The following is a 21136-nucleotide window of genomic DNA, read 5'->3' as shown; positions in this document are numbered from 1 at the left end:
ATGCATCAACTCACTCTGGCCGAGATCGCCCGCGGACTCGCCGACAAGTCGTTTTCTTCCGAAGAGCTGACCGGCGCGCTGCTGTCGCGCATCAAGCAGCTCGACCCACAGATCAACAGCTTCATCAGCATCACCGAAGCGCAGGCGCTGCAGCAGGCCCGCGCTGCCGACGCCCGTCGCGCCAATGGCGAAACCGGCGCACTGCTGGGCGCACCGATTGCCCACAAGGACCTGTTCTGCACCCAGGGCGTGCGCACCAGCTGCGGCTCGAAGATGCTCGACAGCTTCACCGCCCCCTATGACGCCACGGTGGTCGCCAAGCTCGCCGAGGCCGGCATGGTCACCCTGGGCAAGACCAACATGGACGAGTTCGCCATGGGTTCGGCCAACGAATCCAGCCACTACGGCGCGGTGAAGAACCCCTGGAACCTCGAACACGTGCCAGGCGGCTCGTCGGGTGGCTCCGCCGCAGCCGTGGCCGCGCGCCTGCTGCCGGTCGCCACCGGCACCGACACCGGCGGCTCGATCCGCCAGCCAGCCGCGCTGACCAACCTCACCGGTCTCAAGCCTACCTACGGCCGTGTCTCGCGCTGGGGCATGATCGCCTACGCCTCGAGCCTCGACCAGGGCGGCCCGATGGCCCGCACCGCCGAAGACTGCGCCCTGCTGCTGCAAGGCATGGCCGGTTTCGACGCCAAGGACTCGACCAGCGTCGACGAATCGGTACCCGACTACAGCGCCAACCTCAATGCCTCGCTGCAGGGCCTGCGCATCGGCCTGCCGAAGGAGTACTTCGGTGCCGGCCTCGATCCGCGCATCGCCGAACTGGTCCAGGCCAGCGTCAAGGAACTGGAGAAGCTCGGCGCGGTGGTCAAGGAAATCAGCCTGCCGAACATGCAGCACGCCATCCCGGCGTACTACGTGATAGCCCCGGCCGAAGCTTCCTCCAACCTCTCGCGCTTCGACGGCGTGCGCTTCGGCTACCGCTGCGAAGCCCCGAAAGACCTCACCGACCTGTACAAGCGCTCGCGTGGCGAAGGCTTCGGCGCTGAAGTGCAGCGCCGGATCATGGTCGGCACCTATGCCCTGTCGGCCGGCTACTACGACGCCTACTACGTCAAGGCCCAGCAGATCCGCCGCCTGATCAAGAACGACTTCATGGCCGCCTTCGAACAGGTCGACGTCATCCTCGGCCCGACCACGCCGAACCCGGCCTGGAAACTCGGCTCGAAGAACGCCGACCCGGTCGCCGCCTACCTCGAGGACGTCTACACCATCACCGCCAACCTCGCGGGCCTGCCCGGCCTGTCGATGCCGGCCGGCTTCGTCGATGGCCTGCCGGTGGGCGTGCAACTGCTGGCCCCGTACTTCCAGGAAGGCCGCCTGCTCAACGTCGCGCACCGTTACCAGCAAGTCACCGACTGGCACACCCGCGCCCCCAAAGGCTTCTGAGGAATTCACACATGCAATGGGAAGTTGTGATCGGGCTGGAGATTCATACCCAGCTCGCCACCCAGTCGAAGATCTTCTCCGGCAGCGCCACCACCTTCGGCTCCGAGCCGAACACCCAGGCCAGCCTGGTCGACCTGGGCATGCCCGGCGTACTGCCGGTGCTGAACCAGGAGGCCGTACGCATGGCCTGCATGTTCGGCCTGGCCATCGATGCCGAGATCGGGCCGCGCAACGTGTTCGCGCGCAAGAACTACTTCTACCCCGACCTGCCCAAGGGCTATCAGATCAGCCAGATGGACCTGCCGATCGTTGGCAAGGGCCACCTGGACATCGCCCTGGAAGACGGCACCCTCAAGCGCATCGGCGTCACCCGCGCACACCTTGAGGAAGATGCCGGCAAGAGCCTGCACGAAGATTTCAACGGCGCCACCGGGATCGACCTGAACCGCGCCGGCACACCGCTGCTGGAAATCGTTTCCGAGCCGGACATGCGCAGCGCAAAAGAGGCCGTGGCCTACGTCAAGGCCATCCACGCCCTGGTGCGCTACCTGGGTATCTGCGATGGCAACATGGCCGAAGGCTCGCTGCGTTGCGACTGCAACGTCTCGGTTCGCCCCAAAGGCCAGGTCGAGTTCGGCACCCGCTGCGAGATCAAGAACGTCAACTCGTTCCGCTTCATCGAGCGGGCGATCAACAGCGAGATCCAGCGCCAGATCGACCTGATCGAGGACGGCGGCAAGGTAGTCCAGGAAACCCGTCTGTACGACCCGAACAAGGACGAGACCCGCTCCATGCGCAGCAAGGAGGAAGCCAACGACTACCGTTACTTCCCCGATCCGGACCTGCTGCCGGTGGTCATCGAGCCAAGCTTCCTCGAGACCGTCCGCGCCTCGCTGCCCGAGCTGCCGACACAGAAGGTCGAGCGCTTCCAGAGCCAGTACGGCCTGTCGGCCTACGACGCCAACGTGCTGGCCAGCAGCCGCGAACAGGCCGACTACTTCGAGCAGGTGGCCAGTATCGGCGGCGACGCCAAGCTGGCGGCCAACTGGGTCATGGTCGAGCTGGGCAGCCTGCTGAACAAGCTGGGTGTCGAAATCGACCAGTCGCCAGTCAGTGCCGAGCTGCTCGGTGGCATGCTGCAGCGCATCCGCGACAACACCATCAGCGGCAAGATCGCCAAGACCGTGTTCGAGGCCATGGCTGCCGGTGAAGGCGATGCCGACAGCATCATCGAGAGCAAGGGCCTCAAGCAGGTGACCGACACCGGCGCGATCGACAAGATGCTCGATGAAGTGCTGGCGGCCAACGCCGAGCAGGTCGAACAGTACCGCGCCGCCGATGAGGCCAAGCGCGGCAAGATGTTCGGTTTCTTCGTCGGCCAGGCGATGAAGGCCTCCAAAGGCAAGGCCAACCCGGGGCAGGTGAACCAATTGCTCAAGGCCAAGCTCGAAGGGTGACCTGAACGCCCTCGTTCGCGGGCAAGTCGGGGCGCCGACTTGCCCGCGAATGGAAGCACCGGAGAGCACCTGCCTTGCTAAAAAAAAACCTCACCGCCCTGGCTCTTTTCTCTGTCTTGGCCGGCTGTGCCAGCCATGACATCGACCCGCGCGGCTACGACGAAACCGGCACCGCCTCCTATTACGGCTCCCGCCACCACGGCAAACGCACCGCCAGCGGCGAAGCCTTCAACCAGCACGGCCTGACCGCCGCCCATCGCACCCTGCCGTTCGGCAGCCAGGTACTGGTGACCAACCTGTCCAACCAGCGCAGCGTGGTGGTACGCATCAACGACCGCGGCCCCCATACCCGTGGCCGACTGATCGACCTGTCACGCGCTGCCGCAGAAAAAATCGGCATGCTCCGTAGCGGAACGGCGCGAGTCCGGGTACAAGGTCTGAGCGACTGACCTGACTGGAGCCCTGCCATTTTCGACCTCGCTACCCTCCCCACCTTCAGCCTCCTGCAACTGGGCCTGGGCCTGGTGCTGTTGGTCATCGGTGCCGAACTGCTGGTGCGCGCCGCCCTGCGCCTGGCCACGCGCCTGCATGTGCGGCCGCTGATCATCGGCCTGAGCCTGGTGGCCTTCGGCAGTACCGCACCACAACTGACGGTCAGCCTGCAGGCGGCCTACCAGGGTGCCCCGGACGTGGCGGTGGGCAGTGTGATCGGCAGCAACATCTTCAATGTGCTGGTGATCCTCGGGCTTGCCGCGCTGATCATCCCGCTACGCGTTTCGCGGCAACTGGTACGCCTGGACATCCCCTTGATGATCGCCGCCAGTGCAGTGGTCTACCTGCTGGCGGCCAACGGCGAACTGGGGAGGCTCGAGGGCGGGCTGTTGTTGCTGGGCCTGCTGGGCTACCTGGGCATGCTCTGGCACCAGTCACGCCACTATGCCCGCACCTATCCGGCGCCCGACGCCGCGCGCCGCAGCCCGGGCCGTTTCTGGAGCACCGTGGTGCTGCAGACCCTGTTCGGGCTGGTGCTGCTCAGCCTCGGTGGGCACTTGCTGCTGGAGGCGGCGGTCGAGGTCGCCACGGATCTGGGCCTGTCCGAGCGGATCATCGGCCTGACCGTGGTCGCGGTCTGCACTTCGCTGCCGGAACTGGCCGCCGCGCTGATCGCCGCCCTGCGGGGCGAACGCGAGATCGCCGTGGGCACGGTGATCGGCAGCAACCTGTTCAACCTCCTGGCAGTGCTGGGGCTGACCGCCTTGACCACGCCCGAGCCACTGACCATCTCACCCAACGCACTGGCATTCGACCTGCCGGTGATGCTCGGGGTCGCCGCCCTGAGCCTGCCCGTGTTCTATTCCGGCTACCGGATCACCCGCGCCGAAGGGCTGGTGTTCCTGGCGCTCTACCTGGCTTACGGCCTGCACGTGGTGGCCTTCACCACCGGCATGCCACTGGCCGGGCGACTGGAGCGTCTGATGCTGTTCTACGTCATGCCGGTGCTGGCGGTGGTGTTGCTGTACACCACCGTTCGTGCCTGGCGCCGCCAACACTGAGGATTACGCAATGACCGACAACAAGAAGGCCGGCGAGCAGGTTCGTCGCCAGGTGATGGGGGACGCTTTCGTCGATCGTGCCCTGGGCAATGCCACGGCGTTCACCCAGCCCCTGCAGGACTTCGTCAACGAACATGCCTGGGGCAGCGTCTGGTCCCGCGAGGGGCTGCCATTGAAGACCCGCAGCCTGATCACCCTGGCGGCGCTGACCGCACTGAAGTGCCCACAGGAACTCAAGGGCCATGTGCGCGGGGCGTTGAACAACGGCTGCACGGTGGAGGAAATTCGCGAAGCACTGCTGCATTGCGCAGTGTACGCCGGGGTGCCGGCAGCGATCGATGCATTCCGCGCGGCGCAGGAAGTGATCGACAGCTACCAGGCCTGAGATCGCACCGGACTCTTCGCGGCTAAACCCGCTCCCACAGGCACGCCACTATGCGGCCCCTGTGGGAGCGGGTTTACCCGCGAAAAGAACGACGCATCAGCGCAGATTCATCCCCTGGCCTGACGCGCTTTCTTCACCCGGAACGCTACCCACAGCGCAGCGATCCACAGCGGAATCAGCATCACCGAGATGCGCACTGGCGGGGTGAGGTACATCACCACCAGGATCAGCACGATGAACGCCAGGCACAGGTAGTTGGTCAGTGGATGCCCCCAACTGCGGTAGAACGGCGTGACGCCCGCCGCCAGCTTGGCCTTGCGGAACTTGAGGTGGGTGATGCTGATGCTCGCCCAGTTGATCACCAGCGCCGACACTGCCAGGGCCATCAGCAAACCGAACGCCTCCCCCGGCATCAGGTAGTTGATCACCACGCACAGACCGGTGGCCAGAGCCGAAACCCCCAGCGCCACCAGCGGTACGCCGCTGCGGCTGACCTTGAGCAACTGGCGCGGCGCATCGCCCTGGCTGGCCAGGCCGAACAGCATGCGGCTGTTGGCGTAGACGCAGCTGTTGTAGACCGACAGCGCGGCGGTCAGCACCACGACGTTGAGCACGGTGGCGACCACATCGCTGTCCAGCTCATGGAAGATCATCACGAACGGGCTGCCGCCCTGCACCACCTTCTGCCACGGGTACAACGACAGCAACACGGCGAGCGCGCCGATGTAGAAGATCAGGATGCGGTAGACCACCTGGTTGGTAGCCTTGGGGATGCTCTGGCGCGGATTGTCCGCCTCGGCAGCGGTAATACCCACCAGCTCCAGGCCGCCGAAGGAGAACATGATCACCGCCAGCGCCATGATCAGCCCGGTGACGCCATTGGGGAAGAAGCCACCGTACTGCCACAGGTTGGCCACGCTGGCATCCGGGCCACCATGACCGCTGCCCAGCAGCCAGGCGCCGAAGCCGATCATGCTGACGATCGCCACCACCTTGACCAGGGCGAACCAGAACTCCATCTCGCCGTAGACCTTCACCTGGGTCAGGTTGATGGCATTGATCACCACGAAGAAGATCGTCGCTGTGGCCCAGGTCGGAAAGTCCGGCCACCAGTACTGCACGTAGATACCCACGGCCGTCAGTTCGGCCATGCCCACCAGCACGTAGACGACCCAGTAGTTCCAGCCGGAGACGAAGCCGGCGAACTCACTCCAGTATTGATGGGCGAAGTGGCTGAAGCTGCCTGCGACCGGTTCCTCGACCACCATCTCGCCAAGCTGGCGCATGATCAGGAAAGCCATCAGGCCAGCGATCGCATAGCCCAGCAGTACCGAAGGGCCGGCCAACTGGATGGTCTGGGCGATCCCCAGGAACAGGCCGGTGCCGATGGCGCCGCCCAGCGCGATCAACTGGATATGGCGATTCTTCAGCCCGCGTTGCAACCCCGCGGGCGTGCTCTGGTCTTGCATGAAGTGTCCTTTAGTTCAGGAGGCAGTGTTGTTGTGTTGTGCGGCCAGCATCTAGATCCACCCGCCCCATTGCAAGATGAATATGCCGATATTGGTGGTGATCGCCGCCATTAGCGTCGTGATCACGATGATAGACGCAGCCAGCTCGTGATTGCCATTGGCCGCGCGGGCCATGACATAACTGGCCGCCGCCGTCGGGCTGCCGATGTAGAGAAACAGAATCCCCAGCTCCGCGCCGCGAAACCCGCACAGCCAGGCGCCCAGGGTACCCACCAGCGGCAGCCAGACCATCTTCACCAGGCTGGCATCCACCGCGAGCTTGCCGCTGTCGCGCAGGGCCGCCAGCGACAGGGTGCCGCCAATGCAGATCAGCGCCAGTGGCAGGGTCATCTGCGCCAGGTAGTCGCCTGAAGTCAGCAACCAGTTGGGCAGGGGCACCTGCCCATACGCCATGGGCGTCGCCGCCAGCACGCTGATGATCAGCGGGTTGCTGAAGATGCTCTTGCACAGGCTCCACGGGTCGGATTTCAGGCTCGGGCTGTACACCGCCAGCACCACCGTCGACAGCGAGTTGTAGAGCAGGATCACCAACCCGGCGAGTACCGCACCCAGGGAAATCCCGTAGTCGCCATAGAGGCTGGCCGCCAGCGCCAGGCCGATCACCCCGTTGTTGCCACGAAACGCACCTTGCGTGTAGATGCCGCGGTCCTCTGGCGGGCTGCGCCAGATCGCCAGCCCCCAGGACAGCGCAAAGCACACCAGGGTCGCGAGGATGAAGTAGAGGATGACCCCGGGCTTGACCGCCGTCGACAGGTCGGCGTGATAGATACCCAGGAACAGCAGCGCCGGCATGCAGGTGTTGAACACCAGCGAGGACGCGACCTTGATGAAATTGTCGTCGATCAAGCGGATGCGTTTGAGTAGCACGCCCATGAACAGCATGGCGAAAACCGGGGCCGTGATGTTCAACGTCTGGATGAGAAGGGCGAGCATTGCGCGCGATCCTGAGAAGGTTGCCGATAGGGAGCTAATCATACGTCAGTGCCAGGTGATTGCGTCCGCCATGGATGAAGGATCTGCCCACAAACAGATCTTGACGTAGGAAATTTCCACCCTATTATCAAAACAACTGTATATGCATACAGTTAATTAGGACTTTTCAGACATCGCATGGAGCAACCAATGTCAGAAATGCAATCACTGCCCGCAACCGGCCAAGCCAATCTGCAAGTCGCGGACCTCGACCGCTTGTTCGACCCCGAAGGCATCCCCTTGGAGGGGGAGCACACGCATCTGGTGCTGGTGGTGGACGGCCATCACACCATCAAGTACCACCGCCTGCCACCACTCGAAGCACCGAAGCCCACCGGGCCCGAGTTGCGCTTCGAGGGCGGCGAGCACACCGCCATCGGCGACAACGTCCTGCTGCGCTTCACGGCCAACCAACCACCGATCGTGGCGCACCAGTCTCCGCTGCCGTTGCCCAACGGCCTGAGCCTGACCTACGGTCAGGTGGTTGCGCTGGGAGGTGACTTCTACGGCGTGCCGGAACGCCCCATCGCCGATGGAACAACACCCTCCGAGCGCATCGAACGCTTCGTCCAGGCTTTCGACTCGCTGGCCCGCCTGCCCGCCTCCCGTGCCGAAGCCCAGGAAATTCTGGCGGTCATGCAGGAAGAGATCTCGGCGGCCAACCGCGCCATCAAGGACGGCCGTCAACCCCATGAAGCCTATGACGCACTGGGCGACAGCCTGTCGGCGCGCTGGAATCGCATCACCGGGGGCGGTAGCGTGGCTTCGGATCTCCTGCCACTGGGTCGCTACCTGAAACTGGCCGCCAGCAACTGGGACCATTTCGGCCGGTCGGCCCTGCTGGCCTACCAGGCCGGTCACGGCGCAGCACTGCAACAGGCGCTGCGCGCCCGTGACAGCGGCGACGAACGCGACCTGCAACTGGCCTATGCCATGAACGCCTTCGCCGACCACTTCCTTACCGACCTGTTCTCCGCCGGCCACCTGCGTGTACCGCGCAAGGCCCTGGCCGACACGGTCACGCCGAGCGACATCGGCTCGCTGGTGTCACGCTTCATGCACGACGAGGACAGCAAGTATGGCCTGCGCGTGCGCAATGCCGAAGGCGAGCAATGGCGCGCCTATGGTGACAAGCGTTATTTCGACAGCGTTGATGTGGCCAACCGGCGCCAGGTCGGGCGCGCGGTACAGCGTTCGGCCGACGAAGTGTTCCAGGCCTTCGACAAGGGGCGGGCCGCATCGCCGGAGCAGTACGCCGCCCTGCGTCTGACGCCAGACCTGCAGGCAGCCGAGCAGGACCTGGTCCCCGGCAATTTCGCTGCGCTCTACCGCCAGCAAGGCTCGACGGTACTGCGGCGCAAGAATGTGGCCGACCTCAACGACCGCCAGTACACCAGTGACTGGTGGGGTTGGAGCACCTATCTGCTGCTCAAGGACTACAAACCCAACCGCCCGACGGGCTTCATCGATGCCCCGGCAACTTCACCGACCATCGTTGCCGGCGGCTGGCAGCGCCGCGAGCCGGATGGCCTGAACTGGCGCCAAGGTAATGCCGTGCGCTATGCCTTCAGTGTCGACGATGGCGTCAACGAATCCTACATCGGCCCCTGGAACCCCTATACCGAGCTGGGCGAGCAGTTCCACCCGACCGTGCAGGTACCGCTCGATGCCCAACGTCGTGGGCGCAACCTGTTCCGCCAGTTCCGCGATGGCGCACCGGAGCTGATCGCGCGCCTAGACGGGCAGGCCACCACTTACATCGACCGTAACGCGTGACAAGGAGGTCACCGATGAATATCAGGATCAAACTGGAACTGGCTTCGGGCCAGTCGCTGCAAGGGATGCTGCTGGAGCTGCTGCGCGATGGGCAGGTGATCGGGCGAGCGCAGGTGGCGCGGGAGGGAGAGGTGTCGTTCGCGGTCGAGCCAGGCACAGGTGCGCTGGCGGTGCGCATGGATCGGACGGTGATCGGGGGCTGATTTTCGCGGCGCCTGCTTCACGGGCAAGTCGAAGCAGGCGCCGCGGTCTGTCGTCCGATCAGCGCCGCACCGGCCGCTTCTGCAGCTTGCGCTGCAAGGTGCGCCGGTGCATGCCCAGCGCCCGCGCCGTCGCCGAGATATTGCCTTCGTGCTCGGTCAACACGCGCTGGATATGCTCCCACTGCAGGCGGTCCACCGACATCGGGTTTTCCGGCACCAGGGTATCGAGGTCGGCATGTTCGGACAGCAGCGCCGCCAGCACATCGTCGGCGTCGGCCGGCTTGCACAGGTAGTTGCAGGCGCCGCGCTTGATCGCCTCAACCGCAGTGGCGATGCTGGAATAGCCGGTCAGGATCAGCACGCGCATCTCCGGGTCCAGCTCCAGCAGCTTGGGCAACAGGACCAGGCCCGAATCACCTTCCATCTTCAGGTCGAGCGTGGCGTAGTCCGGCAAGTCCTGCTGAGCCAGGATCAACCCCTCCTCGGCACTCGAGGCGGTGCTCACCCGAAAACCGCGGCGGCTCATGGCACGGGCCATCACCCGGGTAAAGGTGGCGTCATCATCCACCAGCAGCAGGTGCGGCAGCTCTTCGCCTTCGATCTGGTTCTCATCGCTCATCGTTCATCTCCTCGCTTGCCATGGGGCAGGCGCAGCTCGGTCAGGGTGCCGCCCTCTTCATGACTATAGAGTTTCACCGAGCCCCCCGCGCGGGTAACGCTGGCCTTGCTCAGGAACAGGCCCAGGCCGAAGCCTTTGCCCTTGGTGGTAAAGAAGGGTTTGCCGATCGCCTCGGCGATGGCTACCGGTACGCCGGCACCATGGTCGCGGATACTGATCAGGATATCCTGGGCATCCCAGTCCAGACGCACTTCGAGGTCGTTCGGGCAGGCATCGGCGGCGTTGTTCAGCAGGTTGAGCAGCGCCTGGGTGAGGTCTGGTGGCGGAGTCAGCCGCGGCACCTCGCCATCGCGCAGGCGCTGGAAACGGTAACTGGCTTCCGGACGCATCAGGTGCCAGCGATTGAGCGCCTCGTCGAGCCATGCCGTGACATCCTGCTCCTGCACATTCATGCGTCGGTTGGCTTCGGCGGCACGCACCAGTTGCTGCAGCGTCTCCTTGCAAAGCTTGACCTGGTCCTGCAGCACCGCAAGGTCTTCCTGCAACTGCGGATCGGTATGGTCCTGGCGCATCTCGTTGATCAGCACGCTCATGGTCGCCAGCGGCGTGCCCAGCTCATGGGCGGCCCCGGCGGCCTGCGTTGCCACGGCCAGCAACTGTTCGTCGCGCAGGCTATCCTCGCGCCGCTCGGCACGCATCTGCTCCTGGCGGCGCAGTTCCTCGGCCATGCGCGCGGCAAAGAAGGTAATGACAGCAGCGGCCAGGGCGATGCTCAGCCACATGCCATACACCTGCATGGTGTCACGTGCCAACGGCAGCGTCTCCAGCGGGTAGAACTGCACCAGCAGCAGGCTGTAGGCAACCAGCGCAATGCCCGACAACACCAGTGAATAGATCCACGGCAGGGTCACGGCGGCAATCGCCAGCGGCACCAGGTAATAGGACACGAAGGGGTTGGTCGAGCCCCCCGAGTAGTACAGCAGGGCGCTGTGGATCAGCAGGTCACAGGCCAGTTGCAGGGCGTATTCCATCTCCGTGACCGGCAAGGTCAGGCGCAGGCGCAAGGCGGTAAAGGCACACAGCAGCGACGACAGCGCGAGCGTTGCCGCCAGCGACAGCCACGGCAGCGGCAGCAGCTCGGTCCAGTAGGCCACGCCCACGGAGCCGGCCTGGGCGGCCAGGACCAGGATGCGAATGATGGTCAGGCGCCAGAGGTTCTGACGGGTGGCGGACATTGGGTGTGCGGGGGCGAGCATGAGCTCTCCTGATGAGTGCTCCAGGACAATCGGCTGGAGTATACCGAAGCCAGGCGCCCCGCTGCAGCAATGCGGCAAAGCGCCACACTCTGTCACAAAGTCATGATGGCATTGTTGAACCCACTACACTGTTTCCGGTCTGATGGGCCATGCGTGGAACGGACGTCATCCCCACGCTTTCTACTTGAAGGAGTCATACATGCACATTTCCCGTCGCAGCGCCGCGTTAGTCCTGTCTTGTGGCATGCTCGCCAGCCTGCCGGCCCTGGCCGCCGACGAGCCGCGCTACAACCAGGTATCGCTGCGCGCCGAGGTCAGCAAGGAAGTGGCCCGCGACCTGATGGTCGTCACCCTGTACAGCGAAGCGCAGAACACCGACCCGGGCAAGCTCGCCAAGCAGATCACCGAAACCATGAACAAGGCGGTCCAGCAGGCCCGCGAAGTCAAGGACGTGAAGATCAGCCAGGGCAGCCGTAACAGCTATCCGGTCTACGACACCAAGGGCCAGAAGATCACCGGCTGGCGCGAGCGCGCCGAGCTGCGCCTGGAAAGCGCCGACTTCCCGGCCCTGTCCAAACTCACCGGTGAGCTGCTGCAGGAACTGAAGATGGGCGGCATGGACTTCTCCATCGCCCCGGCCACCCGCAAGGCCAGTGAAGACGAGCTGCTCAAGGATGCGGTCAACGCCTTCAAGGCCCGCGCCCAACTGGCCACCGAAGCCCTCGGCGGCAAAGGCTACAAAGTGGTCAGCCTGAACCTCAACAGCAGCGGCTACCCGCGCCCTTACATGCGCAGCGCACCGATGGCGATGAAAGCCATGGCTGCGGATGAAGCCGCCTCGCCGGACATCGAAGCCGGCACCAGCGAAGTCAGCATGAATGCCGATGGGCTGATCGAAGTACAGATGCCGTGATCGCGGCTGCGCTCGACTGAGCGACCGGGGCCACCTGCAAGGTGGCCCCTCTCCTGGCCACCGCATCTGTCGCAATGACAGCGGGGGCAATGGTCATCTCCACCCTGCATCTGAATCTTCCTACGCACTGTTTCAGTGCAACCTACATCCCTTATCGCTTCGAAACATGTCGCAAAATGCCGCTTTTTTCTTGCGCAAACGTTCAACCTGCGCAAAATTTACATGAATGCGACATCCATGTACGACCGTGCCACATTTCTGGCGCCGACTATCCTGTTGAGTGTTGCAATGGGTACACCCCCTGCATAAGTATCCGCAGGTCGGCTCACGAGGCCACCTCAAATCAAAAATGACAACAATGAGGCCACCATGCTCAAAAACGCAGTCATTCCGTTCCTGGTAGGCGCAGGCCTGCTGGCTGGCGCCCCTGCAGCCCTCGCCGCGTCCAACCTGGTGTTCTGCTCCGAAGGCAGCCCCGCCGGTTTCGACCCGGGCCAATACACCACCGGAACCGACTTCGACGCCTCGGCCGAAACGATCTTCAACCGCCTGACCCAGTTCGAGCGTGGCGGCACCGCCGTCATCCCCGGCCTGGCCACCAAATGGGACGTTTCCGAAGACGGCAAGACCTACACCTTCCACCTGCGTGAAGGGGTCAAGTTCCATACCACCGACTACTTCAAGCCGACTCGCGAATTCAACGCCGACGACGTGCTGTTCACCTTCAACCGCATGCTCGACAAGGACATGCCGTTCCGCAAGGCGTACCCCACCGAATTCCCGTACTTCACCGACATGGGCATGGACAAGAACATCGCCAAGCTCGAGAAGCTCGACGATCACACCGTCAAGTTCACCCTCAACGAAGTGGACGCCGCGTTCATCCAGAACCTGGCGATGAGCTTCGCCTCGATCCAGTCCGCCGAGTACGCCGACCAGTTGCTCAAGCAGGGCAAGGCCGCCGACATCAACCAGAAGCCGATCGGCACCGGGCCGTTCGTGTTCAACAGGTACCAGAAGGACGCGCTGATCCGCTACAAGGGCAACAAGGACTACTGGAAACCGGACGACGTGAAGATCGACAACCTGGTCTTCGCCATCAGCACCGACGCCTCGGTGCGCATGCAGAAGCTCAAGCGTGACGAGTGCCAGGTCACCCTGTTCCCGCGCCCGGCCGACATCGAGCCACTGAAGAAGGATCCGAAGCTGCAGATGCCTGAACAGGCCGGCTTCAACCTCGGCTACATCGCCTACAACGTGATGGACAAGATCAAGGGCAGCAACGAGCCCAACCCCATGGCCCAGCTCAAGGTGCGCCAGGCGCTGGACATGGCGGTGAACAAGCAGCAGATCATCGATTCGGTGTATCAGGGCGCCGGCCAGCTGGCAGTCAATGCCATGCCACCGACCCAGTGGTCCTACGACACCACCATCAAGGACGCCAAGTACGATCCGGAAAAAGCCAGGCAGTTGCTCAAGGAAGCCGGCGTCAAGGAAGGTACCGAGATCACCCTGTGGGCCATGCCGGTGCAACGCCCCTACAACCCCAACGCCAAGCTGATGGCCGAGATGCTGCAATCGGACTGGTCCAAGATCGGCATCAAGGCCAAGATCGTCAGCTACGAATGGGGCGAATACATCAAGCGTTCCAAGGGCGGCGAAAACGGCGCCATGCTGATTGGCTGGAGCGGCGACAACGGTGACCCGGACAACTGGCTCGGCACCCTGTTCGGCTGCGACGCACTGGAGGGCAACAACTTCTCCAAGTGGTGCTACAAGCCCTACGACGACATCATCAAGCAGGCCAAGGCCACCTCCGACCAGGCCAAGCGCACCGAGCTGTACAAGCAGGCGCAGCACATCATCAAGGAGCAGGTGCCGATGACCCCCATCGCCCACTCCACGGTCTATCAGCCGATGAGTGCGAAAGTGAAGGACTTCAAGATCAGTCCGTTCGGACTGAACTCCTTCTATGGCGTAAGCGTGGAGAAATAGCGCCCAGCCAGCCCCGCCATGTGACGGGGCTGGCATGGGCTCGGCGAATTGTCGAAATTTCTCGGCAACATTCAGAAGTTTCTTACGCCACTAGACATATTCATTACCTGTCTCGCCCTTCCTGATGCCGCTAACGTCAGGAACGGGCTTCTGTTGCCGCCTGTTCAGTACGCGGCAGCGCAAACAGATGAGGAAAGGATCGCCATGCGCCGTACCACACTACTCGGCACCGTGCTGGGCCTGGGCCTGCTCGGCCAGGCCATCGCTGCCCAGGCCAACAACCTCGTGTTCTGCTCCGAAGGCAGCCCGGCTGGCTTCGACACCGCCCAATACACCTCGGCCACCGACAACGACGCCGCCGAGCCCCTTTACAACCGCCTGGTCGAATTCGAGCGTGGCGGCACCGCTGTGCAGCCAGGCCTGGCCACCGACTGGCAGGCGTCCGAGGACGGCCTGCGCTACACCTTCCACCTGCGGCCTGGGGTGAAGTTCCACCACAACAAGGACTTCAAGCCCACCCGCGACTTCAACGCCGACGACGTGCTGTTCACCTTCAATCGCATGCTCGACAAAGAGCATCCGTTCCGTAAGGCCTACCCCACCGAGTTCCCCTACTTCATCAGCATGGGCCTGGACAAGAACATCGCCAAGGTCGAGAAAACCGACCCGCTCACGGTGGTTTTCACCCTCAACAAGGTCGATGCCGCGTTCATCCAGAACATCGCCATGGCCTTCGCGTCCATCCTCTCCGCCGAATACGCCGAGCACCTGTTGGCGACCGGCAGGCCCAGCGATATCAACCAGAAGCCGATCGGCACCGGCCCGTTCGTGTTCCAGCGCTACCAGAAGGACTCGCAGATCCGCTTCAAGGGCAACAAGGACTACTGGGCCCCTGACCGGGTGAAGATCGACAACCTGGTGTTCTCTATCAACATCGACCCTTCGGTGCGTATCCAGAAACTGCGCCGCAACGAGTGCCAGGTCACCCTTCATCCACGCCCGGCCGATCTCCCTGCGCTCAAGCAGGACGGCAAGCTGCAGATCATGACGCAGCCCGGCTTCAACCTCGGCTACATCGCCTACAACACCCAGCATCCACCGTTCGATCGACTTGAAGTGCGCCAGGCGATGGACATGGCGGTCAACAAGCAGGCGATCATCCAGGCGGTCTACCAGGACGCCGGGCAAGTGGCAGTCAACGCCATGCCGCCCACCCAATGGTCCTACGACGATACGCTCAAGGACGCGCCGTTCGATCCGCAAAAAGCCAAGCAGTTGCTGGAGCAGGCCGGGGTCAAGCCAGGCACGGAAATCACCCTCTGGGCCATGCCGGTGCAACGCCCCTACAACCCCAACGCCAAGCTCATGGCTGAAATGCTCCAGGCCGACTGGAGCAAGCTCGGCTTCAAGGTCCGTATCGTCAGCTACGAATGGGGCGAATACCTCAAGCGCATGAAAAATGGCGAACACGACATCGCCCTGATCGGTTGGACCGGCGACAACGGTGACCCGGACAACTGGCTCGGCACCCTGTTCAGTTGCGATGCCATTGGCAGCAACAACTACTCGCAGTGGTGCGACAGCCAGTACGACGAACTGGTCAAGAAGGCCAAGCAGGTCACCGACCGCGAACAGCGCACCCACCTCTACCAGCAGGCCCAGCAACGCCTCAAGCAGCAGGTACCGATTACCCCGGTGGCCCATTCGACGGTCAACCAACCCCTCAGCATCAGTGTGAAAGACTTCAAGGTCAGCCCCTTCGGACGCAACGTTTTCTCCGGCGTCAGCATCGATTGACCCTGTATCGCCAGACCGGGAGTACCCCCCACTCCCGCGACCGCGTGCAGCCCGGATTTGCCTGGCAATCCCAGGTGAACACCCGCAGTACCGCGTCACCGAGCCAAGCCCGACCCACAAGATCGGGCCACAGATATAAGAATAGAAAGGGAGCTTTAACCTTGAAACGAACCACCAAAACCGCGCTGGCCCTATCCATCGGCGCCTTCTGCGCCGCCGCCCAGGCAGAACCTGTCAGCCAGGACTTCTACCCGCTGAGCCTCAAGTCAGGCAGTGAGCAGGCCGATGCTTCAGGCTTCTTCGAAGGCCAGAGCCTGAGCGGCAGCACCCGCAACTGGTACGCCCGCGAACGCGCCACCCGTGCGCCGCTGTGGAAGTACTACAAGAGCGACGGCACCCGCCACGACACCCACAGCCGTGACAACTGGGTACAGGGCACCATCCTCAACTACAGTTCGGGCTTTACTCAGGGCACCGTGGGCTTCGCCACCGAAGTCGCCGCCTACAACGCCATCGCCCTCGAGCGTGGTCGCGCAGCGATTGCCGGGCCGAACAACCGCACCCTGACCCATAGCGATGGCGACCCTGTCGGCCAATGGAGCAAGGCGGGCCTGGCCAACGTCAAGGCGCGCATCTCCAACACCACCCTCACCGTCGGCCGTCAGTCCCTGGACACGCCGATGATCGCCTACATCGGCAACCGTGCCCTGCCTTCGAGCTTCCAGGGCGTGGCGTTGCACAGCGCCGAATTCGACAACCTGTCGTTCGACATCGGCACCTTCGACCGCGTCTCGCCGCGTACCGAACAGAGCCTGAGCAAGTTCCGCTCCGAATACAGCGCCACCGGCGTGGAAACCGACCGTGCCAGCACCGCCGGTATCAACTACCAGCCGTTCAAGAGCCTGACCACCAGCCTGTACGCCACCAAGGTCGACGACTTCTGGAACCAGTACTACTTCGGTGCCAACCACGTGCTGGGTGACAGCGCGGTGCTGAGCCTGACCACCGGCCTGAACTACTACAAGACGGTCGATGCCGGCAGCAAGAAGATGGGCGAGATCGACAATGACACCTACAGCCTGTCGTTCGGCCTCACCCACCAGGCGCACACGCTCACCGCCTCCTGGCAGCAGGTCAACGGCAACGAGTACTTCGACTACCTGCACGAAACCAACGGTATCTACCTGGCCAACTCCCTGCTGTCGGACTTCAACGGCCCGAACGAGAAATCCCTGCAGATTTCCTACGTGCTGAACATGGCCCAGTACGGCGTGCCAGGCCTGAAGTTCAACCTGTACAACGCCCGCGGCTGGGGCATCGACGGTACCCACTACCGCGGTACCGCCTACGACGTGCGTGGCATGGATGGCGAGACCCACTACGAGTGGGGCATCGGCACCAGCTATGCGGTGCAGAGCGGCATGCTGAAGGACACCAGCATCCGCGCCACCTATACCGCCCACCGCGCGAGCAAGGCCCAGGCCGACGGCAGCCTGGACGAGCTGCGCATCGTGACCACCATTCCGTTCAACATTCTCTGACCGCCACGGTCACGGCCCGGGCTTTCCGGGCCGTGACGTCTACGCTGGAGTCATTCGCAGGGAGGTTCCATGAAATCGCTACCGCTACGCGCTGCCCTGGCAGCGATCATCCTGGGCGCCGCCGGCAACCTCGCGGCCAAGCCCCTGGTGGTGTGCACCGAAGCCAGCCCCGAAGGTTTCGATATCGTCCAGTACACCACCGCGGTCACCGCCGACGCCTCGGCCGAAACCGTGTTCAACCGCCTGGTCGACTTCAAGCCCGGCACCACCGATATCCAGCCGGCGCTGGCCGATAGCTGGGACGTCAGCGCCGACGGCCTGACCTACACCTTCCACCTGCGCAAGGGCGTGAAGTTCCACACCACCGACTACTTCACTCCCACCCGTGACTTCAATGCCGACGACGTGCTGTGGAGCCTGAACCGCCAGTTCGATGCCAAGCACCCATGGCACGACAAGACCAGCGTCGGCTACCCCTATTTCGAGAGCATGGCCTTCGGGCAACTGCTCAAGTCGGTGAGCAAGACCGACGACCACACCGTGGTGATCACCCTGACCCGCCCGGAAGCGCCGTTCCTGCGTGACCTGGCCATGGCCTTCACCTCGATCTACTCCGCCGAGTACGGCGACCAGTTGCTCAAGGCCGGCAAGACCGGCGACCTGAACAGCAAGCCGATTGGCACCGGTCCGTTCGTGTTCCAGCGCTACAACAAGGACGCCCAGGTCCGCTTCAAGGCCAACCCCGACTACTTCCGCGGCAAGCCGCCCAGCGACACGCTGGTGTTCGCCATCGCCACCGACAACAACGTGCGCCTGCAGAAGCTACGGGCCAACGAATGCCAGATCGCCCTGTACCCCAAGCCCGACGACGTCCCGGCGATCAAGACCGATCCCAAGCTCAAGGTCGCCGAGATCGAAGCCCTGGTGACCGGCTACATCGCCATGAACACCGAGCACAAGTACCTTAGCGACGTGCGCGTGCGCAAGGCGATCAACATCGCCTTCGACCGCCAGACCCACGTCGACCAGTTGTTCGGCAAGGGCAACGCGCTGGTCGGGGTCAACCCCTACCCGCCGACCATGATCGGCTACAACACCGCCAACAAGAATCCGCCGCGCGACCTCGACAAGGCCCGCGCCCTGCTCAAGGAAGCCGGCGTTCCCGAAGGCACCGTCATCACCCTGTTCACCCGCAACGGTGGCGGCCCGACCAACCCCAATCCACGCCTTTCGGCAGAGATGCTGCAGGCCGACCTTGCCAAGATCGGGCTCAAGCTCGACATCCGCGTGATGGAATGGGCCGAGATGCTGCGCCGCGCCAAGAAGGGTGAAGCAGACCTGGTCTCCGCCGGCTGGGCCGGCGACAACGGTGACCCGGACAACTTCCTGACCCCGATGCTCAGTTGCGATGCCGCCAAGACCGGCGAGAACTATGCGCGCTGGTGCAACCCTAAGTTCCAGGAACTGATCACCCGTGCCCGCGAGATCATCGACAACGATGAACGCGCCAAGCTCTATAGCGAGGCGCTGGCGGTGTACGATGAGGATCAACCGTGGATCAGCATGGCCCACCCGAAGATGTTCACGGCCATGCGCGACAACGTAGAGGGATATGTCATCAACCCTCTGACCAATAACAACTTCGCCACCACCAAGGTGAAGTAGAAGAAAAACATGACCGCCGGCCTCTGCAAGGGCCGGCGGCTGCCTTGACCGGCCGATGAGGTACCTCCGACGATGTTGAGTTTTATTGCCCGGCGCCTGGGCCTGCTGATACCGACCTTCTTCGGTATCACCCTGCTGACCTTCGCGCTCATACGCCTGATCCCCGGCGACCCGGTGGAAGTGATGATGGGCGAGCGCAGGGTCGACCCTGAAATGCACGCCCAGGCCATGGAACGCCTTGGCCTGAACAAACCCCTGCCGGCCCAGTACATGGACTACATCGGCAAGCTTGCCCAAGGCGATCTCGGCGAATCGCTGCGCTCGCGCGAGAGCGTGTGGAAAGAGTTCACCACGCTGTTCCCCGCCACGCTGGAGCTGGCGTTCTGCGCGTTGATCTTCGCCGGCGTCTTCGGCCTGCTGGCCGGGGTGATCGCGGCGCTCAAGCGCGGATCCTTGTTCGACCATGGGGTGATGGGCGTCTCGCTCGCCGGCTACTCCATGCCCATTTTCTGGTGGGGCCTGATCCTCATCATGTTCTCGTCGGTGAGCATGGGCTGGACACCCGTGTCCGGGCGCATCGACCCGCTGTACGACGTCGAGCCGGTGACCGGTTTCATGCTGATCGACACCTTGCTGGTGGGCGATGAAGGCTCGTTCAAGGATGCCTTCATGCACCTGATCCTGCCGACCATCGTGCTCGGCACCATCCCGCTGGCGGTGATCGCCCGCATGACCCGCTCCTCGATGCTCGAAGTGCTGCGCGAAGACTACATTCGTACCGCCCGCGCCAAGGGCCTGTCGCCGGCCCGCGTGGTCTTCGTGCACGGCCTGCGCAATGCGCTGATCCCGGTGCTGACGGTGTTCGGTCTGCAGGTCGGCACCTTGCTCGCAGGTGCCGTGCTCACCGAAACCATCTTCTCCTGGCCGGGCATCGGCAAATGGCTGATCGAAGCCATTGGCGCCCGTGACTACCCCGTGGTCCAGAACGGCATCCTGTTGATCGCCTGCCTGGTGATCCTGGTCAACTTCGTCGTGGACATCCTCTACGGCCTGGCCAACCCACGCATCCGTCATCAGCGCTGAGGTCCCCGCCATGACTAATCCGACTTCCAACGCTGTGACCCAGGCTGCAACCGCCGACCACAGCCAGCTCTACCCCTCCCCGTACAAGGAGTTCTGGCAGGCCTTCTCGCGCAACAAGGGCGCAGTGGCAGGCCTGGCCTTCATGTGCCTGATCGTGTTCTGTGCGCTGTTCGCCCCCTGGGTCGCACCACACAACCCCAGCGAGCAATACCGCGACTTCCTGCTGACCCCACCGGTCTGGCTCGAGGGCGGCACCTGGCAATTCATCCTCGGCACCGACGAACTGGGCCGCGACCTGCTTTCGCGCCTGATCCAGGGCGCAAGGCTGTCGCTGCTGATCGGCCTGTCGTCGGTGGTGATGTCGCTGATCCCCGGCATCCTGCTGGGCCTGTTCGCCGGGTTCTTCCCACGCTTGCTAGGCCCGTCGATCATGCGCCTGATGGACGTGATGCTGGCCCTGCCCTCGCTGCTGCTGGCCGTGGCCATCGTCGCCATCCTCGGCCCTGGCCTGATCAACACAGTGATCGCCATCGCCGTGGTCTCGCTGCCTTCCTACGTGCGCCTGACCCGCGCCGCGGTGATGGGCGAGCTGAACCGCGACTATGTCACCGCCGCACGCCTGGCCGGTGCCAGCCTGCCGCGCCTGATGTTCGTCACCGTGCTGCCCAACTGCATGGCACCACTGATCGTGCAGGCTACCTTGAGTTTCTCCTCGGCGATCCTCGACGCCGCCGCCCTGGGCTTCCTCGGCCTCGGTGTCCAGCCGCCCACCCCCGAATGGGGCACCATGCTGGCCTCTGCCCGCGACTACATCGAGCGCGCCTGGTGGGTGGTGAGCCTGCCTGGCCTGACGATCCTGCTCAGCGTGCTGGCAATCAACCTGATGGGCGACGGCCTGCGCGATGCGCTGGACCCTAAACTCAAGAACGCCGCCTGAGGA

The 21136-nt window shown here is 63.6% G+C and carries 18 protein-coding genes; 14 read left to right on the top strand and 4 right to left on the bottom strand.

What is annotated here, in order from left to right:
- From gatA to AC2CGW_RS12995, 5 genes are all read left to right on the top strand, one after another.
- Positions 1–1452, top strand: a complete 1452-nt coding sequence (gatA, locus tag AC2CGW_RS13015; protein ID WP_186667820.1) for an Asp-tRNA(Asn)/Glu-tRNA(Gln) amidotransferase subunit GatA — start codon at positions 1–3, stop codon at positions 1450–1452.
- Positions 1453–1463: 11 nt separating this feature from the next.
- Complete coding sequence (gene gatB, locus AC2CGW_RS13010) at positions 1464–2909, top strand: Asp-tRNA(Asn)/Glu-tRNA(Gln) amidotransferase subunit GatB (protein WP_054894400.1); 1446 nt, start codon at positions 1464–1466, stop codon at positions 2907–2909.
- Between the two features lie 74 nt (positions 2910–2983).
- On the top strand, positions 2984–3358 hold the full coding sequence (locus AC2CGW_RS13005; protein ID WP_186711242.1) for a septal ring lytic transglycosylase RlpA family protein: 375 nt from the start codon (positions 2984–2986) through the stop codon (positions 3356–3358).
- 60 nt (positions 3359–3418) lie between these two features.
- On the top strand, positions 3419–4462 hold the full coding sequence (locus AC2CGW_RS13000; RefSeq protein WP_186668001.1) for a calcium/sodium antiporter: 1044 nt from the start codon (positions 3419–3421) through the stop codon (positions 4460–4462).
- A 10-nt stretch (positions 4463–4472) separates the two neighbouring features.
- Positions 4473–4847 (top strand): carboxymuconolactone decarboxylase family protein, encoded by a 375-nt coding sequence (locus AC2CGW_RS12995; RefSeq protein WP_186667816.1) that lies wholly within the window; start codon positions 4473–4475, stop codon positions 4845–4847.
- 107 nt (positions 4848–4954) lie between these two features.
- On the opposite strand, the gene AC2CGW_RS12990 is transcribed toward AC2CGW_RS12995, so the two are convergent.
- Both AC2CGW_RS12990 and AC2CGW_RS12985 read right to left on the bottom strand, forming a co-directional pair.
- Positions 4955–6316 (bottom strand): amino acid permease, encoded by a 1362-nt coding sequence (locus AC2CGW_RS12990; protein WP_288374312.1) that lies wholly within the window; start codon positions 6314–6316, stop codon positions 4955–4957.
- Between the two features lie 51 nt (positions 6317–6367).
- Positions 6368–7309: an AEC family transporter gene (locus AC2CGW_RS12985; RefSeq protein ID WP_186667812.1), complete on the bottom strand. Its 942-nt coding sequence runs from the start codon at positions 7307–7309 to the stop codon at positions 6368–6370.
- 198 nt (positions 7310–7507) lie between these two features.
- Between AC2CGW_RS12985 and AC2CGW_RS12980 the strand changes: the two genes are divergently transcribed.
- The gene (locus AC2CGW_RS12980; protein WP_411384441.1) at positions 7508–9124 is read left to right on the top strand and encodes a phospholipase; all 1617 of its coding nucleotides are present in this window, start codon (positions 7508–7510) and stop codon (positions 9122–9124) included.
- 14 nt (positions 9125–9138) lie between these two features.
- Positions 9139–9327 carry a hypothetical protein gene (locus AC2CGW_RS12975; RefSeq protein ID WP_484574143.1) on the top strand — a complete coding sequence of 63 codons (189 nt, stop codon included), beginning with the start codon at positions 9139–9141 and terminating at the stop codon, positions 9325–9327.
- A gap of 58 nt (positions 9328–9385) precedes the next feature.
- Here AC2CGW_RS12975 and AC2CGW_RS12970 read toward each other — a convergent pair whose 3' ends face one another.
- Both AC2CGW_RS12970 and AC2CGW_RS12965 read right to left on the bottom strand, forming a co-directional pair.
- Entirely contained in the window at positions 9386–9946 is a 561-nt protein-coding gene (locus AC2CGW_RS12970; protein ID WP_186667806.1) for a response regulator transcription factor, read from the bottom strand.
- On the bottom strand, positions 9943–11202 hold the full coding sequence (locus AC2CGW_RS12965; RefSeq protein WP_186667804.1) for an ATP-binding protein: 1260 nt from the start codon (positions 11200–11202) through the stop codon (positions 9943–9945). Before AC2CGW_RS12965 ends, AC2CGW_RS12970 begins: the two co-directional genes overlap by 4 nt.
- Before the next feature lie 199 nt (positions 11203–11401).
- Here AC2CGW_RS12965 and AC2CGW_RS12960 point away from each other — a divergent pair, with 199 nt between their 5' ends.
- The 7 genes from AC2CGW_RS12960 (at position 11402) to AC2CGW_RS12930 (ending at position 21133) form a co-directional block, all read left to right on the top strand.
- Positions 11402–12115 carry an SIMPL domain-containing protein gene (locus tag AC2CGW_RS12960; protein WP_186667802.1) on the top strand — a complete coding sequence of 238 codons (714 nt, stop codon included), beginning with the start codon at positions 11402–11404 and terminating at the stop codon, positions 12113–12115.
- 369 nt (positions 12116–12484) lie between these two features.
- Positions 12485–14110 carry an ABC transporter substrate-binding protein gene (locus AC2CGW_RS12955; RefSeq protein ID WP_484574142.1) on the top strand — a complete coding sequence of 542 codons (1626 nt, stop codon included), beginning with the start codon at positions 12485–12487 and terminating at the stop codon, positions 14108–14110.
- A 204-nt stretch (positions 14111–14314) separates the two neighbouring features.
- A complete protein-coding gene (locus AC2CGW_RS12950) occupies positions 14315–15907 on the top strand; it encodes an ABC transporter substrate-binding protein (protein ID WP_484574141.1) in 1593 nt (530 codons plus the stop codon).
- A 161-nt stretch (positions 15908–16068) separates the two neighbouring features.
- Positions 16069–17448, top strand: a complete 1380-nt coding sequence (locus AC2CGW_RS12945; RefSeq protein ID WP_186667796.1) for an OprD family porin — start codon at positions 16069–16071, stop codon at positions 17446–17448.
- 69 nt (positions 17449–17517) lie between these two features.
- Positions 17518–19113, top strand: a complete 1596-nt coding sequence (locus tag AC2CGW_RS12940; RefSeq protein WP_186711247.1) for an ABC transporter substrate-binding protein — start codon at positions 17518–17520, stop codon at positions 19111–19113.
- Positions 19114–19185: 72 nt separating this feature from the next.
- Complete coding sequence (locus AC2CGW_RS12935; RefSeq protein ID WP_186667792.1) at positions 19186–20196, top strand: ABC transporter permease subunit; 1011 nt, start codon at positions 19186–19188, stop codon at positions 20194–20196.
- Positions 20197–20206: 10 nt separating this feature from the next.
- Complete coding sequence (locus AC2CGW_RS12930) at positions 20207–21133, top strand: ABC transporter permease subunit (RefSeq protein ID WP_186667790.1); 927 nt, start codon at positions 20207–20209, stop codon at positions 21131–21133.
- Positions 21134–21136: the final 3 nt, after the last annotated feature.

Source organism: Pseudomonas sp. SYWMCR5 (assembly GCF_057197165.1).
Note: the sequence above shows the minus strand (reverse complement) of the source record. Positions and strands in the feature narration are given on the sequence as shown.

Excerpts from the sequence above, each read along its gene's own strand:
- AC2CGW_RS12970 (WP_186667806.1), bottom strand. The coding sequence starts at position 9,946 with ATGAGCGATGAGAACCAGATCGAAGGCGAAGAGCTGCCGCACCTGCTG.
- AC2CGW_RS12990 (WP_288374312.1), bottom strand. The coding sequence starts at position 6,316 with ATGCAAGACCAGAGCACGCCCGCGGGGTTGCAACGCGGGCTGAAGAAT.
- AC2CGW_RS12985 (WP_186667812.1), bottom strand. The coding sequence starts at position 7,309 with ATGCTCGCCCTTCTCATCCAGACGTTGAACATCACGGCCCCGGTTTTC.
- AC2CGW_RS12950 (WP_484574141.1), top strand. The coding sequence starts at position 14,315 with ATGCGCCGTACCACACTACTCGGCACCGTGCTGGGCCTGGGCCTGCTC.
- AC2CGW_RS12980 (WP_411384441.1), top strand. The coding sequence starts at position 7,508 with ATGCAATCACTGCCCGCAACCGGCCAAGCCAATCTGCAAGTCGCGGAC.
- gatA (WP_186667820.1), top strand. The coding sequence starts at position 1 with ATGCATCAACTCACTCTGGCCGAGATCGCCCGCGGACTCGCCGACAAG.
- AC2CGW_RS12995 (WP_186667816.1), top strand. The coding sequence starts at position 4,473 with ATGACCGACAACAAGAAGGCCGGCGAGCAGGTTCGTCGCCAGGTGATG.
- AC2CGW_RS12930 (WP_186667790.1), top strand. The coding sequence starts at position 20,207 with ATGACTAATCCGACTTCCAACGCTGTGACCCAGGCTGCAACCGCCGAC.
- AC2CGW_RS12955 (WP_484574142.1), top strand. The coding sequence starts at position 12,485 with ATGCTCAAAAACGCAGTCATTCCGTTCCTGGTAGGCGCAGGCCTGCTG.
- gatB (WP_054894400.1), top strand. The coding sequence starts at position 1,464 with ATGCAATGGGAAGTTGTGATCGGGCTGGAGATTCATACCCAGCTCGCC.
- AC2CGW_RS12965 (WP_186667804.1), bottom strand. The coding sequence starts at position 11,202 with ATGCTCGCCCCCGCACACCCAATGTCCGCCACCCGTCAGAACCTCTGG.
- AC2CGW_RS12975 (WP_484574143.1), top strand. The coding sequence starts at position 9,139 with ATGAATATCAGGATCAAACTGGAACTGGCTTCGGGCCAGTCGCTGCAA.
- AC2CGW_RS12935 (WP_186667792.1), top strand. The coding sequence starts at position 19,186 with ATGTTGAGTTTTATTGCCCGGCGCCTGGGCCTGCTGATACCGACCTTC.
- AC2CGW_RS12940 (WP_186711247.1), top strand. The coding sequence starts at position 17,518 with ATGAAATCGCTACCGCTACGCGCTGCCCTGGCAGCGATCATCCTGGGC.
- AC2CGW_RS12960 (WP_186667802.1), top strand. The coding sequence starts at position 11,402 with ATGCACATTTCCCGTCGCAGCGCCGCGTTAGTCCTGTCTTGTGGCATG.